This window comes from Stenotrophomonas sp. YJH_SMC_25, assembly GCF_059369595.1.
This window is the reverse complement of record NZ_JCAFSV010000007.1, coordinates 1-16,625: the sequence shown is the minus strand read 5'-3', so window position 1 is coordinate 16,625 and position 16,625 is coordinate 1. Positions and strand designations below refer to the sequence as shown.

Below are 16,625 nucleotides of genomic sequence, written 5' to 3'. Positions count from 1 at the left end.
CTTGCGCGCTTTGTTAGAGTGCATTCATTTTTCGAGGAAACCCGCGCATGACAGCAGCTGCTGCCGACAAGAAGAAGTTGCCCCTGCATTGGAAGATGGGCATCGGCTTTGCGATCGGCCTGATCCTGGGACTGATCGTGCACGCCCTGGGCGGCAGCGTCGATGGTCTGCAGGCCGGTGCCAAGTGGGTAATGGACTACATCACCACCCCGGCGTCGGGCCTGTTCCTCAACCTGATCTTCATGCTGATCGTGCCGCTGATCTTCTCGGCGCTGATCATGGGCGTGTCGGAGATGGGCGACATCCGCGCCCTTGGCCGCATCGGCTGGAAGACCCTGGCGTATACCGTGCTGCTGTCCGGCATTGCCGTGGGCATCGGCCTAGTGCTGGTCAACCTGCTCAAGCCGGGTGCCGGCGTCGATCCGCAGGTCGCCGCGATGATGCTCTCGGAGAACGCCGAGCGCAGCAAGGAAATCGTTGCTGGCATCCATGGCACGCCGAAGGGCATGGACATGCTGCTGTCGATCGTGCCGAGCAACGTGCTGCAGGCCGCGTCCGACAACGGTGCGATCCTGTCGCTGATGTTCTTCGCGCTGATGTTCGGCATCGGCATGGTGCTGACCGACAACGAGAAGGTGGCCCCGCTGCGCCGCGCAATCGAGGGCGTGTTCGAAATCTCGATGACCCTGATCAACCTGGTCATCCGCCTGGCCCCGTATGCGGTGGCCTGCTTCATGTTCAACCTGGCCGCGCTGTTCGGCTTCGAGCTGATCATCCGCCTCGGTGCCTACGTGGGCGTGGTGGTGCTGGCACTCGGCCTGCACATGATCGTGACCTACGGTACCGCCGTTTGGCTGTCCGGCCGTTCGCCGCTGTCGTTCTTCCGCGATACCCAGGAAGCGACGGTGATGGCGTTCTCCACCGCCTCCAGCAACGCCACCCTGCCGACCGCGCTGCGCGTGGCCGACCAGATGGGCCTGCCGCAGCGCGTGTCGCGCTTCGTGCTGACCGTGGGCGCCACCGCCAACCAGAACGGCACCGCGCTGTTCGAGGGCGTGACGGTGATCTTCCTGGCCCAGTTCTTCGGCGTGGACCTGAGCATCGGCCAGCAGATCATGGTGATGGCGGTCTGCATCCTCGGTGGCATCGGCACCGCCGGCGTGCCGTCGGGCTCGCTGCCGGTGGTGGCGATGATCTGTGCGATGGTGGGCGTGAACCCGCTGGGCATTGGCCTGATCCTGGGCGTGAACCACTTCCTGGACATGTGCCGTACGGCGCTGAACGTGACCGGCGACCTGGCCCTGACCACCCTGGTGGCCAAGGGCGAATCGCACGACGGCCCGGCGCTGGGCCCGCAGCAGGACTGAGTCCAACGCCACTGCTGGCGACCTGATCGGGGTCGGATTCCTTTCCGCAAGGAAAGGGCTCCGACCCCGCTTCACATGCGGAATCCGGGGGAGATGACGACGTTGCCGGCCAGCGGCCGGCACGACCGGGCAAGCTGAACCGACCCCCCGCCCGGCGACTATGGGACAATAGGCCGCCCGCACGTCCGCGGCCGCCTCCCGATTCCGACAGAACCATGACGCAGCCTACCCGTCGCCAGTTGGCCAACGCCATCCGCTTCCTTGCCGCCGATGCGGTTGAAACCGCAAAGTCCGGCCATCCCGGCATGCCCATGGGCATGGCCGACATCGCCGAAGTCCTCTGGAACGACTACCTCCGCCATAACCCGAGCAACCCGCACTGGTTCAACCGCGACCGTTTCGTGCTGTCCAACGGCCACGGTTCGATGCTGCAGTACGCGCTGCTGCACCTGAGCGGTTACGACCTGCCGATCGAGCAGCTGAAGCTGTTCCGCCAGCTGGGTAGCCACACCGCCGGTCACCCGGAACGCCACGAGACCCCGGGCGTGGAAACCACCACCGGCCCGCTGGGCCAGGGTTTCGCCAATGCCGTGGGCTTCGCCCTGGCCGAGAAGCTGCTGGCACAGCGCTTCAACCGCCCGGAGCTGGAAGTGGTCGACCACCGCACCTGGGTGTTCATGGGCGATGGCTGCCTGATGGAAGGTGTGTCGCATGAAGCCGCTTCGCTGGCCGGTACCTGGGGCCTGCACAAGCTGGTCTGCTTCTGGGACAACAACCACATCTCCATCGACGGCAACGTCGAAGGCTGGTTCACCGACAACACCCCGGAGCGTTTCGAGGCTTATGGCTGGAACGTGGTGCGCGATGTCGATGGCCATGACCCGGAGAGCATCAAGGCCGGCATCGAGGCCGCGCTGTCGCAGAGCGACAAGCCGACCCTGATCTGCTGCCGCACCACCATTGGCTTTGGTTCGCCGAACAAGGCGGGCAAGGAATCCAGCCACGGCGCACCGCTGGGCAAGGACGAACTGGAAGCCACCCGCAAGCAGCTGGGCTGGGAATACGGTCCGTTCGAGATCCCGCAGGCGATCTACGACGGCTGGCGCGCCAACGGCGCCGGCACGCTGCGCCAGGCCGAATGGGAACAGCTGTTCGACAAGTACGCCAGCCAGTACCCGGCTGAAGCGGCCGAACTGACCCGCCGCTCGCATGGCGAACTGCCGGCCGACTTCGTTGCCAAGGCCGATGCCTACATCGCCCAGGTGGCCGCCGAAGGCCCGACGATCGCCTCGCGCAAGGCGTCGCAGCTGGCCATCGAAGCCTACGCCCCGCTGCTGCCGGAAATCGTCGGCGGCTCGGCCGACCTGGCGCACTCCAACCTGACCCTGTGGAAGGGCAGCAAGTCGGTCGCCAGCGACGACGCCAACGCCAACTACGTGTACTACGGCGTGCGCGAGTTCGGCATGACCGCCATTGCCAACGGCCTGGCCCTGCACGGTGGCTTCATTCCGTTCGACGCCACCTTCCTGGTGTTCAGCGACTACGCCCGCAACGGCGTGCGCATGAGCGCGCTGATCCCGGCCCACGCCATCCACGTCTACACCCACGACTCGATCGGCCTGGGCGAAGATGGTCCGACCCACCAGCCGGTGGAGCACCTGGCCTCGCTGCGCTACATCCCGAACAACGACGTGTGGCGTCCGTGCGATGCGGTCGAGTCGGCGGTGAGCTGGAAGGCTGCGATCACCCGCCAGGACGGCCCGAGCTGCCTGGTGTTCAGCCGCCAGAACCTGCCGCACCAGCCGCGCAACGCCGAGCAGATCGCCCAGATCGAGCGCGGTGGCTACGTGCTGGCCGATGCTGCTGGTACCCCGGACGTGATCCTGATCGCCACCGGTTCGGAAGTCTCGCTGGCCACCGAAGCCAAGGCCCAGCTGGACGCGGCCGGCCTCAAGACCCGCGTGGTCTCGATGCCGTCCACCGACGTGTTCCTGCGCCAGGATGCGGCCTACCGTGAATCGGTGCTGCCGAACGCCGTGCGCAAGCGCGTGGCGGTGGAAGCCGGCGTCACCGGTTTCTGGCGCCAGTTCGTCGGCCTGGACGGTGCCGTGATTGGTATCGACACCTTCGGTGCCTCGGCCCCGGCCGACCAGCTGTACAAGCACTTCGGCATCACCACTGCCCACGTGGTGGAAGCGGCCAAGTCGCTGTAAGCAGCTTCGCGACGTAATGAGAAAAGGCCGGCGCACGCCGGCCTTTTCTTTGCCGCAGGAAAAAGGGGACGGAGGGGATTAAGTCGTTTGTGCACATGCGACTTAATCCCCTCCGTCCCCTTTTCTCAGGCGGTACGCGCCAGCGCCAGCCGCAGCAGTCGCGCGTCCAGGCGCTCGGCGAAGTCCTTCGGGGCCTGTAGACCCATGCGCTGCAGGTACACCGCATCGCCGTCGCCGGCCGGTTGCCGCAGAGCCGCCCAGACCGTGCGCAGCTTGTCGCCGCGGGTCTGCGTGTTGGCCTTCAGCCAGCCCAGCGCCTTCACCAGCACCTGCTCGATCTCGTTGAAGTCGCTGCCCAGCGGATAGTCCGGCAGGCTGCCGTCGGCGCGGAACGGTGCCAGCGCCGCCGCCAGCGCCTGTGGCGTGTTGCGCTGCTGGCGCTCCGGATCCGGTTGCGTGGCTGCCAGCAGCTTGCGCGAGGCCTGTGCCTGCTGCAGCAGGCCGCTCTGGAACGGGGCTTCGGTGATCGCCGTCATCGCATGCACGCAGTCCTCGTCGGTCAGGCCGCGCAGATCGGCGATGCCGTATTCGTTGAGGTAGATGTCGCGCAGGTGGCGGGGGATGGTGGTGTGCCCGTAGTTCCAGCGCACGTTGGATTCGCGCTGGCCCTTGTCATCGCGCGCCGCGCGGAACATCAAGACGCTGCGCGCTTCCGGCAGGGCATGTGCCATCGCCACGAAGTTGTACTGGCCACCCACGCCGGACACCACACGTCCGTCGTCCAGCGCATCCGACACGGCCGCGCCCAGTGCAGTGGCCATCATGCAGGAGTTGAAGAAGCGCGCATGGCGGCGTTGCAGGCGCTCCAGCGTCTCGTTGCCGCCATACAGCTGGTTGATTTCGCTGATGCGGCGCATGCCGATCGCACGGCATTCGTCTTCCGGCAGCGTGCGCAGCCACTCGTAGAACTCCGGCGAGCCCAGGTAGAACGCGCCGTGCAGGTACTCGCCCTCGGCGGCCAGGGTGGCGTGGTCGATGGACAGCGTGCTGCCGTTCTCGATGCGCTGCATCAGCGCCAGGTCGTCGTGCACCTTGCGCTTGATCACCCCGGTCTGCACCAGCCGGCGGAAGCCTTCGTTGAGCATCTCGCTGCAGCCGTACAGGCCCACCTCGAACGGATCCAGTCCGCCGATCTCCTGCACGAGCGGGTGACTGGCCAGCTGTGGATCCAACGCATGCAGCACGCGGCGGTAGCGCGCGTTGTCGGTGTGGCGCAGTACCAGCGCATGGCTGAGCGCGTCGGCCAGCGTGCCGATGCCGATCTGCAGGGTGCCGCCGTCGCGCACCAGCGTGCTGGCGTACAGGCCGATGGCGTAGTCGGCATCGCCCACCGGCTGCCGCGGCAGCCCGAACAGCGCCGGGTACGGCGGCGGCGGGGTGATCACCAGATCGAAGAACGACACATCGACCGTGGCAGAGCCGCCCATGTAAGGCAGCTGCGGATCGATCTCGGCGATCAGCAACGGTCGCGGCAGCCCGCGCGCGGTCATCGCATCCAGCGTGTCCTGGGTGATGTCGTTGTTGCACGACAGCGAAAGCCGGCGATCGTTCGGCCGCATCGCCACCTTCTGCACGATCACCTGCGGCGCGCGCTGCGCGACCGCATCGGCGGCGTGGGTGTAGTTCAGGCTGGTATAGCTGGATTGCGCCTGGCGCGAACCGAGCAGGGCGCCGGACTGCATGTAGAACTCTTCCACCTGCACATGTGCCGGCAGTGCATCGCGCGCGATCGCATCGGCATAGGCCAGGCGCGGGAAATCGTCGCCGAAATGGCGCTGCGCGAACGGCGCCATGAAGCGCGCTTCCAGGCCGTTGCCGCGCGCCTTCGGCGGGTTCAGCGACAGCGCGGTATACAGCTGCAGCGGCCGCGATGGATCGTGCTCGACGCGTGCATAAAGGGCATTGAGCAGCCGATGCGGCTTGCCCAGTGCCAGCGGTGCCCCGATCCGCAGCGGCCCGTCCACGCGCGCAAACAACCAGTCGACGGCGGCGTCCAGGTCGGTGAGGTGTTCGGTCATGCGCGGCGGTCCTGCGTGTGGGGGAGTGCTGGCATTACAGCATGTCGGGCTTGAACCGCCGTCGACGCGAGACTTCGGCGCCGGACACCATGAACTGGCCATCGCCGCGGTAATGCACCGTGCGCGGCAGTTTCGGCCGGGGCGCGACGTGGGCGCGCACGATTTCCCAGATGAACAGGTTGCTCGATTGCACCTGGCTGTCGTCGTAGAGTCGGCATTCGAAGCACGAATGACATTGGCCGACCAGCGGCGCGCCGACCTCGCGCGCGGGCAGCGCATCGAGCTCGAAACGGGCGAATTTGTCGACCTCGCGGCCGCTGCAGTTGCCGATGTCCACCACGGTGTCGAGCAGCTCCACGCCGGGCACATTGATCACGCACTCGCCGCTGCCAAGGGCCAGCGCGTGGCTGTGGTTCGCGTCCCACAGGCAGGTGGCGACCAGCGAGGGCGAGAAGCCCATCACCATGTGCCAGCCCAGCGTCATCAGGTTGCGCTGGCCTCGCCAGGCGGTGCTGACCAGCACGATCGGCCCGGGTTCGAGGAAGCGGCGGGCCTGCTCGACCGGGAAATCCTTCTTGGGCAGCGCTTTCATCCGGGGCCTGGAGCGGGAGGCATCGATGCTGGCGCAGCCAGGATGAACCTGGAGTCGAGGGGCTTGACAGGCGATTCGATTACGCGCGTAATCGGTTCATCGATTACGGACGTAAACAATGACTCCGATCAGCGAAGCCGAAGCCGTTGTGATGGAGGTGCTGTGGCAGCAGGCACCGCGTAGCGCCGATGAAGTGGTCGCCGCACTGGCCCACCGCGACTGGGCCGAACCGACCATCAAGACCCTGCTCAATCGTCTGCTGACCAAGGGCGCGATCGCCGCCGAGCGTGATGGCCGGCGCTACCTGTACCGGCCGCTGCTGCAGCGCCAGGCGTGGGTGGAGGCGCAGAGCCAGGACTTCATCGGCCGTGTCTTTGAAGGGCGCGTTGCGCCGTTGGTCGCGCACTTCAGCGAACGCGGCCAGTTGAGTGCGCAGGACATCGCCGAACTGAAGAAACTGATCCAGGAGCTGGACCATGACTGAGCTGCTCGACGGACTGTTGCAGGCCAGCGTATGGCTGGCGGTGGGCGCGGTCCTGCTGGCGGTGATGCGGCCGCTGTTGGTGCGATTGGGGGGCGCTGGTCTGGCATACCGCAGCTGGTGGCTGCTGCCGATGCTGCTGCTGGCACTGATGCTGCCGTTGCCGCAGGTTGCGTTGTTGCAGCAGGTACCCACGCTGCCGCTGAAAGTGCTGCCCGGTGCCATTGATGGCGCGGCCGGCCAGTCCTTGCCATGGGCCGGGTTGTTGCTGGCATTCTGGGCCGTGGGCACGGGCCTCTGCCTGCTGCGCGACCTGCGCGCGCAGCGTCGATTCGAACGGCGCATGGGTCCACTGACGCCGCGCACCGATGGCAGCTGGCAGGCCAGCGCCGACCCGGGCCTGCCAGCGCTGGTTGGCCTGTGGCGGCCGCGCATCGTGGTCGGCCCTGACTTCGACCAGCACTTCAGTGCACAGGAACAGCACCTGATCCTGCAGCACGAGCGCAGCCACCGTCGCAATGGCGACCACTGGGCCAACGGCGCGCTGCTGCTGGTGCGCGCGCTGTTCTGGTTCCACCCGTTGCTGCCATGGGCCGCACGCCGCTTCCTGCGCGACCAGGAACTGGCCTGCGATGCCCGCACCATCGGCCCGCAGCCTGCGCTGCGCGGCCTCTACGCCAGCACGCTGCTGAAGGCGCAGCTGGTCCACCCGGTTGCGCCCGCGGTCTGCCATTGGCGCAGCCAACCCGTGTTGAAGGAGCGCATCGCCATGTTGAGGCAGTCCAAGCGGAAGGCATTGCCGTGGGTGTCGGGACAGGTACTGGTGGTCGGGTTGTGCCTGGGAATGGGAGCGGTGGCGTGGGCCAGCCAGGGCGGAGGCGCGGGAGGCCCGGCAGGGTCCGTCATGGATCGGGAGATCCAGGTCGACAAGATGCCGCCGCCGTCCTATCCGAAATCTGCGGTCGAGCAGCGCCAGGTGGGCGTGGTGAACCTGCGCGTGGAAGTGGATGCCCAAGGCCGTCCCACCGACGTCCAGGTGCTCAGCGCCACCAATCCGGGGGTGTTCGATGCTGTCTCGATTGCTGCGGCGCGCAGCTGGACCTATCGGCCCGCAGTGAAGAACGGCAAGCCGGTGGCCGGTGCCGTGCGCGTCCCGATTACCTACGCCATGGATGACACCGAGGACACGAAGTGAAGCGAGCGCCGCTGCTGATGATGGCCGTGCTGCTGGCGGGATGTGCAACCCAGGATCGCCTGACCACCGCCGATACCCGCAGCGAGAATGTCGGTCACCAGCGCCTGCGACCCGATGCGGGGGGAGGGACCGGCCAGATCCAGCCCTACGCACTGGCCGCCAGCGAAGGCTACCGCATGCCACAACTGCATACGGCACCGGACCCGGTAGTGGGCGAGCGTGATCCACGCACCTCGCTGCCGCCGACTACGGTCTGCCTGCAGGTGGTGGTGGATGCGCAGGGCAGCGTTGAGCGCAGCATCCCGCTGACCGACCGCAGCGAATGCAGTGCGGGTGAGGCACCGGAGAATGCGCCCTTGCTGCAGGCAGCGCAGGAGGCGGTTGCCATGTGGAAGTACTCGTCCGCCGCAGTCTGTCACTTCGCTGCAGGCAAAGTGCCGGCTGATCGCGGCGACTGCCGCAGTGCCGAGCGGGTCGAACCGGTGGCCGTCACCCTGCAGTACGCCTTCACTTTCGAGGTCGTGAAGGGCCAGCAGACGGTCCGCACGCAGGGAAAATGATCGCGCGTGATGCCGGGTAGCGCCGGGCCATGCCCGGCCAGTACAACGGCGTCGATCAGGCCCCGCCCTGGATGTTGGCCTTCACTGCGGGCTGCATCAGTTTCGGTTCTTCCAGCGTGGCATCGCGTGCCTGTCGCACGCTGACGAACTCCGCCTCGGCTACGCCGTCATGCACGTGGATGTTGTGCGCGCGTTGTTCGCCGATGGTGGTTTCGTTGGCGAAATCACGGCCGCCCGGACCGTAGTCGTGGCAGACGAATACGCGGGTCGCATCGGGCAGGGCCAGCAGGCGCTGTATCGAACGGTACAGCTGTGCGGCATCGCCGCCCGGGAAATCGCAGCGGGCGGTGCCGCCGTCGGGCATGAACAGCGAGTCGCCGGTGAACAGTGCGTCGCCGATCAGGTAGGCGATGCTGTCGCTGGTGTGGCCGGGCACGGCGATCACCTGGCAGCGCAGTTCGCCCAGAGCGAAGGTTTCGCCGTCGCTGAACAGGTGATCGAAGATTTCATCTGCGGCAGGAAGCTGCAGGCCATAGCGTGGTGCAAACGTCGCCTGCACCGCACGGATGCCTTCGCCGATGGCGAGCGTGGCCTGCGGGAAGCGCTGCTTCAGGCGGCGCCCCGCCGACACATGGTCGGCGTGGGCGTGGGTTTCCAGCAGCCAACGCAGCTGCAGGCCCTGCTGTTCGATGGCCTGCAGCACGTCGCGCAGCGGTGACTCGCTGCTGGCGTCGGTGTCCGGGTCGTAGTCCAGGACCGGGTCGATCAGCGCCGCCTCGCCGCTGGCCGGGTCGCTGGCCAGGTAGCTGAAGGTATTGCTGTCACGGTGGAAGAACGACTGCACCTGGACTGACATTGGAACGCTCCTCAGCGCGTGCCGAGCACGCGGTTCAGCAACTGCGCCAGGTTCTCGCCGGCCAGTCGCAGCTGCGCTTCGGCCAGCGGCCGGTAGCGCTCGGTGTATTCATCACCGATTTTACGCGTGGCCGGATAAACGCCAGCTTGCATGGAAATGCGGCAGCTGGCCTCGGCCCACGTCTGCGGGTCGCGCTGCGGGTTGGACTGGCGCGCCAGCTTCGGCGCGCGCTGGCTCTGCAGCAGCGGCAGGTAGCCCGCGTCGTCCAGCTTGCGGGTGTTGAGCATGCCGCTGTCCCACAGCGAGTGCAGGTTGGTACCGCGGTTGCCGAACTGCAGCTGGAAATCGTTGCCGCCCTTGTCGTGCGCGTAACCGGCGTGCATCGGCTGATGGATGTCGCCGACCAGGTGCACGACGAACTTCAGCGCCTGCAGGCGCTCGCCATCGGTCAGGCTGCGGTCGCCGAGGATGGTGCTCTGTGCCTTCAGGGCCTCGACGATGCAGTTGCCGTTCCTGCAGTGCTTCGGTGCTTCGTAATGGCAGTTGTCTTCGGCGATGTTGACGTAGTGCCAGCCGGCCGAGCGACGACCCAGGCCCGGGTCCTTGGCGCGCAACTGGTCGGCCCAGGGCGCGATGCTGGCCAGCGTGGCGTCCGGTTCGGTGGCCAGCAGGCGATCCACTTCGGCACGGGCGGTGGGATTGAGGCGGGCGTCGGCGACTTCGGCGACAAGGCGGTGGCCTTGCGCGCCCCAGGCATGGGCCGGGGCGGAAGCGGACAGCAGGGCCGGCGCCAGGGCGGCGGCGAGGAACAGGGAATGCAGGGCTTTCATGTGCACATTCTAGCGGGGTAGGTGGATTGAAGAGCGGCGCGTTCCTGTTCCGAAGCGGGAGCGCAGCGGGAGGCGCGGCGTGTCCCGGCTCTGCTCCCCGCCTCGCCCCAGCTCCGGAACCGCTTCAGTCCCAGGCACAAAAAAGCCCCGGTAATCACCGGGGCAACATGCTGCGAGGGTTTTGCGTGTAGCGGGGGAGCGGGGGCGAAGCCCCCGCGCCCAACACACCGCTTAGAACTTGAAGACGTACGAAGCGCCGTAGACCAGCGGATCGATGTTGACCGTGCCGATCTTCTCGCCGTTCAACTTCACCTTGCTGTCGATGTCGATCCAGCGCATGTCCACACGCAGGGCGCCCTTCTCGCCGATCGCGAAGTCGATGCCCGCATGCGCGGCCAGACCCCACGAATCCTGCAGCTTCAGCTTGCTGCCGGCCAGCGCACCGGTGGTGTCTTCGCTGAAGAAGGTCGTGTAGTTCACGCCCGCGCCGACGAACGGCGAGACCTTGCCCTTGCTGTTGAAGTGGTACTGCAGGGTCACCACCGGCGGCAACTGCTTGGTGCTGCCGACGCGGCCGAGGCCATTGATGTTGATGTCGTGCTTGAACGGCAGCGCGGCCAGCACTTCGATGCCCAGGTTGTCGGCAATGAAGTACTCGCCGGTGATGGTCGGCTTGACGTCGTTGTCGACGTCGACCTTCAGCGTGTGGCCGGCCAGCCAGCCGTTGTTCGACTTCGGCGCCACCTGGTGGACGCCGGCCGAGACGGTCCAGTCGCCCTTGGACTGGGCCATGGCCGGGGCGGCGGCGAGGGACAGGGCGGCGGCCAGGCCGGCCAGGATCAGGGGGGAGGTCTTGCGCATGGGGGTGATCTCGTTGCTGGGTGGATGGCGACAGTCTCGGCCTCACGCCGTGCTAACGCTTTGATCCGGATCAAATCCTGTCCGCCGGCCCTCTGGCCCGGGCGCTGGCCCACGGTGGCCAGCCCCGGTTTGCTAGACTTGTGGGCCCTATCCATCCCGCCGCACCCGTAGCGGCCGCAGGAGCTTGAGAAATGGCAATCAAGGTTGGTATCAACGGTTTCGGTCGCATCGGGCGTAACGTCCTGCGCTCGGCGGTGCTGAACTTCGGCGACGACATCGAAATCGTGGCCATCAACGATCTGCTGGAGCCGGACTACCTGGCGTACATGCTCAAGTACGACTCCGTGCACGGCCGCTTCAAGGCCGACGTGGCAGTGCAGGGCAACGACCTGCTGGTCAACGGCAAGAAGATCCGCCTGACCCAGGAACGCGACCCGGCCAACCTGAAGTGGGATGAAGTCGGTGCCGACGTGGTGCTGGAAGCCACCGGCCTGTTCCTGACCAAGGAAACCGCGCAGAAGCACATCGATGCCGGCGCCAAGAAGGTCATCATGTCGGCGCCGTCGAAGGACGACACGCCGATGTTCGTCTACGGCGTGAACGACAAGACCTACGCCGGCCAGGCGATCATTTCCAACGCCTCGTGCACCACCAACTGCCTGGCCCCGCTGGCCAAGGTCATCAATGACAAGTGGGGCATCAAGCGCGGCCTGATGACCACCGTGCATGCGGCAACCGCCACCCAGAAGACCGTCGATGGCCCGTCCAACAAGGACTGGCGCGGTGGCCGTGGCATCCTGGAGAACATCATCCCGTCGTCCACCGGTGCGGCCAAGGCCGTCGGCGTGGTCATCCCGGAACTGAACAAGAAGCTGACCGGCATGAGCTTCCGCGTCCCGACCTCGGACGTGTCGGTGGTCGACCTGACCGTCGAACTGGAAAAGGAAGCCACCTACGCCGAGATCTGCGCGGAAGTGAAGGCACAGAGCGAAGGCCCGCTGAAGGGCATCCTGGGCTACACCGAAGACAAGGTGGTGGCCACCGATTTCCGCGGCGAAACCTGCACTTCGGTGTTCGACGCCGACGCTGGCATCGCCCTGGACGGCACCTTCGTCAAGCTGGTCACCTGGTACGACAACGAGTGGGGCTACTCGAACAAGTGCCTGGAAATGGCCAAGGTCATCGCCGCCAAGTAAGGCCGGCGAAGATCGCACACGGACCCCGGCCTGGCCGGGGTTCGTCGTTTATGGGGCCGGCCCTGTCGTAGCATGGGCCGGTCGACCGCTGCCGCTGGGGCGCGGGAACGCTATGGAAGCACGCAATGGAAGCACTGATTGCCCTGGTCGTACTGGTCCTGCTGGCCATCCCGCTGCTGCTGGGGGTGGCGCTGGTGATGATTGCCGGCCTGCGCCGCCGCGTCGCCGCGCTGGAAAGCGCCATGGCTGCCGCGCCGGTCGCCGCCATGCACGCGCCTGAACGGCCTGCGGCCCCCCCTGTGGCCAGTGCCGATCCACCGTTCCTGCGGCCGGTGGCGGCTGCTGCACCGCCTCCGCCTCCGCCTCAGCCAACGCCGGTGCGCGAAGCGGTGCCTGCGGCAACGGAGGCGCCGCGCGCGATCGCACCACCGCCGGTGCCACCCGCGCCGATGCAGCCACCGTTGCCTTCCGGACCGGCGCTGCCGAACTTCATCGAGCGCGGCATTGGCGCGGTCAAGCGCTGGTTCACCGAGGGCAACGTGCCGGTGAAGATCGGCATGCTGGTGCTGCTGGCCGGTGTCGCTGCGCTGCTGAAGTACGTCAGCGACCAGGGCTGGCTGGTGCTACCGATCGAGCTGCGCCTGGCCGGTGTCACCGTCGGTGCACTGGGCCTGCTGGCGTTCGGCTGGCACCAGCGCGAGCGCCGGCGCCTGTTTGCGCTGGCCTTGCAGGGTGGTGCCATCGGCGTGCTGCTGCTGACCATCTTCGCGGCCTTCAAGCGTTTCGAGCTGATTCCGCCGGGCTTCGCCTTCGTCAGCTCCATTGCACTGGTGGCCGCGCTGTGCGTGCTGGCGGTGGTGCAGAACTCGCGCACGCTGGCGGTGCTGGGCATCCTCGCCGGCTTCATGGCACCGCTGTGGCTGTCCACCGGCAGCGGCAACCACGTGGGGTTGTTCAGCTACTACGCCGTGCTCAACGCCGGCATCTTCGCCATTGCCTGGTTCCGACCGTGGCGCGCGCTGAACCTGCTGGGCTTCGCCTTCACCTTCGGTATCGGCACGTTCTGGGGCGTGCTGCAGTACGCGCCTGACAAGTTCAGCAGCACCGAGCCGTTCCTGCTGCTGTTCTTCGCCTTCTACCTGCTGATCCCGTTGCTCTACGCACGCCGGCAGCCCGCCGGGCAGCGTGACCTGGTCGATGGCAGCCTGGTGTTCGGTACGCCGTTGGTCGCGTTCTCGTTGCAGGCGGGGATGCTGTACCAGCAGCCGATGACGCTGGCGCTGTGCGCACTTGGCCTGGCCGCGATCTACGCGGCGCTGGCGTGGGCGTTGATCAGGCGCGCGTCGTACACCGTGCTGGCGCAGTCGCACGCGGTGCTGGCGGTGGGCTTTGCCACGCTGGCGGTGCCGCTGGCCTTGTCGGCGCGGGCCACCGGCGCGGTGTTCGCGCTGGAAGGCGCCGGACTGGCCTGGTTGGGCCTGCGCCAGAAGCGCTGGCTGCCGCAGGTGTCCGGCGCGCTGCTGCAGATGGGCGCTGCGTTCGCCTTCGTGGCCGGTGGCGATCACTGGCATGAGGACCTGCGCTTCCTGATCAATCCGACTGCCATCGGGGCGCTGCTGCTGGCCCTGGCCGGCTTCGCGTCGGCCTGGAGCTACCAGCGCAGGTCACGCCACGAGATCGCCCTGGTCTACTACCTGTGGGGCCTGCTGTGGTGGCTGGGCGGCATGGTGCATGAGATCACCCGCTTCTTCCCGTACCGCACCGAAGTGGACGCGTTGCTGGTGCTGGCCGCCGTCACTGCCTGGCTGGCCGCCGAAATGCAGCGCCGTCAGCCGGCACGCGCACTGGGCGTGACCGCGCTGGCCATGCTGGCGCTGGGCTTCCCGCTGGCGCTGATGCAGAGCGACGCGCACCATCAGCCGTTCGCCGGCTACGGTGCGCTGGCCTGGGCGGTGTTCGCGGTGATGGGCGTGCGCACGCTGCTCTGCCTGCGCCAGGGGGGCGACAGCGTGGCGCGCATCGCGCAGTTCCTGTGGTGGCTGTTGTGGCCGTCTCTGCTTTCGCTGCTGGCCCTGTGGGGCGGTGGCGAGGCCGGTCTGGCACAGGGCTGGACCACGTTGCTGGTGACGGTGCCGTGGCTGTTGATGGCGGCGCTGTCGCTGTGGCGCTGGAATGCGCTGCGCTGGCCGCTGGGTGCAGCGTTCGATCGCGTGCGCCAGCCGCTGCAGTGCGTGCTGTTCGGCCTGTTGTCGATCGGCTGGCTGTTCGGACAGCTGCTGCCGGGCGATGCTGCGCCGCTGCTCTGGCTGCCGGTATTGAATCCGGCCGAGCTCGGACAGTGGCTGAGCCTGTTGCTGCTTGCACGCTGGCTGTACAGCGATCAGGCGCCGAAGACCCTGTCGGGAATCCGCATGCCGCTGCTGTCACTGGCAACGTTCGTCGCGCTGACCAGCGTGGTGCTGCATGGCGTGCATCAGTGGGGCGGCCTGTCGTGGAGTGCGTCGATGATGCGTTCCAGCCTGGCGCAGACCAGCCTGACCGTGCTGTGGAGCGTGCTCGGCGTGATTGCCTGGGTGTGGGGATCGCGCCGTGGCCAGCGCGTGTTGTGGATGGTCGGTGCCGTGCTGATGGGCGTGGTGCTGGCCAAGCTGGTCATCGTCGATCGCCAGCACCTGGGCAACCTGCTGGGCATCGCATCGTTCATCGCCTACGGCCTGCTGTGCACGGTCGTGGGTTATCTGGCACCGGCACCGCCCAGCGCGGCGCCGTCCGTGGAGGAAAAACAATGAGGAAGTGGAGCAGGGCGCTGCTGCCGGCGATGTTCGGCATGCTGGCCGCCGTCGCGGTGCAGGCCGCCGACTACCGCACGCAGTACGCCGAGCAGTGGCCGTTGACGCTGTCCAGCGCACAGTCCGGTGCGTACAGGGTGGTTCTGGAGCCGGCGATCTATCGCCGTGCAGGTGCCGCAGACCTGGGTGACCTGCAGGTGTTCAACGCCGCCGGCCAATCGTTGCCATCGGCATTGCTGGCGCCGGACCAGCCGCTGGCACAGCCGCCGGTGCAGCGTGAGCTGCCGTGGTTCGCGCTGCCGCCGCTGGCCGAAGCACAGCGCAACGATCTGCAGTTGCTGACCGAGCGCGATACCGATGGCCGTGTCCGTCGCGTCGAAGCACGCGTGAGCGGCGGTGCGGCAGCGAACGGGCAGGGTGGTTGGCTGATCGATGCCAGCGTGCTCGGCCAGCAACCGTTGGCGGCACTGGTGCTGGACTGGGCTGACAGCGGACAGCCGTTGCAGGCGCAGGTGCAGCTGGATGCCAGCGACGACCTGCAGCACTGGCGTCCGATCGGGCGTGACATCCCGCTGGTCGACCTGCAGCGTGCTGGCAAGCGCCTGCTGCAGCGCCGCCTGCAGGTGGACGGCGAGGCGCGCTATCTGCGCGTGCTGGCGCAGGGCGATGCGCGCCTGCCGACGCTGCGCAGCGTGCTGGCCGAGCTGCCGCCGGCGCCGGCCACGCTGCCGTGGGAGTGGCTGTCGCTGGAACCGACCTCGAAGGGCAAGGGTGAATACACCTTCGAACTCGACGGCCGTTTCCCGGTAGCGCGCGCGGATGTGGCCAGCGCCGACAACAGCCTGGTGCAGTGGACGTTGTTCAGCCGCGATGACGAGAGTGCGGAATGGCAGCGCCGCAGTGCGCCATGGATCGCGTACCAACTGCAGCAGGGCGCGCAGGGCCAGCGCCAGCAATCAGCGGCCCAGCCGCTGGGGGGCGTGCATCGTGACCGCTACTGGAAGCTGGTGGCGAACCCGGCGGAAACTGCGACCGCACCGACCCTGCGCTTGGGCTACCAGCCGGAAGTACTGGTGTTCCTGAGCCAGGGGGCAGCACCGTATGCACTGGCAGTGGGCAGCGCGACCGCGCGCCGCATGGAAGCGCCGATTGGTGTGTTGATCGAGGAACTGCGGCAGCGCAATGATCCGTCGTGGCAGCCGACGCTGGCGCGCCTGGAGGGCAGCCCGGAGCCGCTGGCCGGTGACGCGGCGCTGAAGCCGCAGCACGATTGGAAGGCGTGGTTGCTGTGGGCGTTGCTGGGGCTGGGTGTGTTGGTTGTTGGCGGCCTGGCGGTCAGCCTGCTTCGGCAGAAGCCGGCGCCTTCGGCGTAGGTTGCGGCGAACGGCGGAGCCCCTCGTGGGTGGTCATTCTTCGAGCAAAAGCCGCGCTTGGCCGGGCGGGTGGGTTGTCTGGGGGACGCCGTGAATACGTCCCTGTAGCAACTGTGTTGATGGAGGGACTTGGCCCCTCCATGAGACGGGCACGGTAGTGCCGGCCGCTGGCCGGCAGCCTTTGGTCTTGCGCCCTGGCTGGCCTTAGGCAGGGACCAGCCCGTTTTCAGCGTC

General features: G+C 67.2%; 13 protein-coding genes. 8 read left to right on the top strand and 5 right to left on the bottom strand.

Translation table 11 applies throughout. The features are described 5' to 3' along the window. Window positions 1-47: 47 nt before the first annotated feature. Together AC5P7E_RS10890 and tkt are read left to right on the top strand one after the other, a co-directional pair. On the top strand, window positions 48-1,367 hold the full coding sequence (locus tag AC5P7E_RS10890) for a dicarboxylate/amino acid:cation symporter (protein ID WP_005410848.1): 1,320 nt from the start codon (window positions 48-50) through the stop codon (window positions 1,365-1,367). A gap of 215 nt (window positions 1,368-1,582) precedes the next feature. Continuing rightward, window positions 1,583-3,580: a transketolase gene (gene tkt, locus AC5P7E_RS10885; RefSeq protein ID WP_005410847.1), complete on the top strand. Its 1,998-nt coding sequence runs from the start codon at window positions 1,583-1,585 to the stop codon at window positions 3,578-3,580. 125 nt (window positions 3,581-3,705) lie between these two features. Here the strand turns inward: tkt and AC5P7E_RS10880 are convergent, their stop codons facing one another. Together AC5P7E_RS10880 and AC5P7E_RS10875 are read right to left on the bottom strand one after the other, a co-directional pair. Continuing rightward, window positions 3,706-5,658 (bottom strand): acetyl-CoA hydrolase/transferase C-terminal domain-containing protein, encoded by a 1,953-nt coding sequence (locus tag AC5P7E_RS10880; RefSeq protein ID WP_100443405.1) that lies wholly within the window; start codon window positions 5,656-5,658, stop codon window positions 3,706-3,708. 34 nt (window positions 5,659-5,692) lie between these two features. Further along, a complete protein-coding gene (locus AC5P7E_RS10875; RefSeq protein WP_100443404.1) occupies window positions 5,693-6,250 on the bottom strand; it encodes a flavin reductase family protein in 558 nt (185 codons plus the stop codon). Between the two features lie 118 nt (window positions 6,251-6,368). On the opposite strand from AC5P7E_RS10875, the gene AC5P7E_RS10870 reads away from it, so the two are divergent. The 3 genes from AC5P7E_RS10870 to AC5P7E_RS10860 are packed head-to-tail and all read left to right on the top strand — an operon-like array spanning window position 6,369 to window position 8,486. After that, the gene (locus AC5P7E_RS10870) at window positions 6,369-6,734 is read left to right on the top strand and encodes a BlaI/MecI/CopY family transcriptional regulator (RefSeq protein ID WP_012481135.1); all 366 of its coding nucleotides are present in this window, start codon (window positions 6,369-6,371) and stop codon (window positions 6,732-6,734) included. Beyond that, window positions 6,727-7,926, top strand: coding sequence for a M56 family metallopeptidase (locus AC5P7E_RS10865; RefSeq protein ID WP_100443403.1), 1,200 nt, complete (start codon window positions 6,727-6,729; stop codon window positions 7,924-7,926). Before AC5P7E_RS10870 ends, AC5P7E_RS10865 begins: the two co-directional genes overlap by 8 nt. Beyond that, window positions 7,923-8,486, top strand: coding sequence for a hypothetical protein (locus tag AC5P7E_RS10860; RefSeq protein ID WP_012481133.1), 564 nt, complete (start codon window positions 7,923-7,925; stop codon window positions 8,484-8,486). Before AC5P7E_RS10865 ends, AC5P7E_RS10860 begins: the two co-directional genes overlap by 4 nt. Before the next feature lie 55 nt (window positions 8,487-8,541). Here AC5P7E_RS10860 and AC5P7E_RS10855 read toward each other — a convergent pair whose 3' ends face one another. The 3 genes from AC5P7E_RS10855 to AC5P7E_RS10845 all read right to left on the bottom strand — a co-directional run bounded on the left by AC5P7E_RS10855 (window position 8,542) and on the right by AC5P7E_RS10845 (window position 11,033). Further along, window positions 8,542-9,342 carry an MBL fold metallo-hydrolase gene (locus AC5P7E_RS10855; protein ID WP_114619130.1) on the bottom strand — a complete coding sequence of 267 codons (801 nt, stop codon included), beginning with the start codon at window positions 9,340-9,342 and terminating at the stop codon, window positions 8,542-8,544. An 11-nt stretch (window positions 9,343-9,353) separates the two neighbouring features. After that, a complete protein-coding gene (locus AC5P7E_RS10850) occupies window positions 9,354-10,172 on the bottom strand; it encodes a S1/P1 nuclease (protein ID WP_012481131.1) in 819 nt (272 codons plus the stop codon). A gap of 231 nt (window positions 10,173-10,403) precedes the next feature. Then, window positions 10,404-11,033, bottom strand: a complete 630-nt coding sequence (locus AC5P7E_RS10845; RefSeq protein ID WP_005410839.1) for an OmpW/AlkL family protein — start codon at window positions 11,031-11,033, stop codon at window positions 10,404-10,406. A gap of 191 nt (window positions 11,034-11,224) precedes the next feature. On the opposite strand from AC5P7E_RS10845, the gene gap reads away from it, so the two are divergent. The 3 genes from gap (at window position 11,225) to AC5P7E_RS10830 (ending at window position 16,391) form a co-directional block, all read left to right on the top strand. Then, a complete protein-coding gene (gene gap / locus AC5P7E_RS10840; protein WP_005414333.1) occupies window positions 11,225-12,229 on the top strand; it encodes a type I glyceraldehyde-3-phosphate dehydrogenase in 1,005 nt (334 codons plus the stop codon). A gap of 125 nt (window positions 12,230-12,354) precedes the next feature. Continuing rightward, window positions 12,355-15,018 carry a DUF2339 domain-containing protein gene (locus AC5P7E_RS10835; RefSeq protein WP_197596194.1) on the top strand — a complete coding sequence of 888 codons (2,664 nt, stop codon included), beginning with the start codon at window positions 12,355-12,357 and terminating at the stop codon, window positions 15,016-15,018. Continuing rightward, window positions 15,015-16,391: a DUF3999 domain-containing protein gene (locus tag AC5P7E_RS10830; RefSeq protein WP_111193307.1), complete on the top strand. Its 1,377-nt coding sequence runs from the start codon at window positions 15,015-15,017 to the stop codon at window positions 16,389-16,391. The genes AC5P7E_RS10835 and AC5P7E_RS10830 overlap by 4 nt, the downstream gene beginning before the upstream one ends. Window positions 16,392-16,625 lie beyond the last annotated feature (234 nt).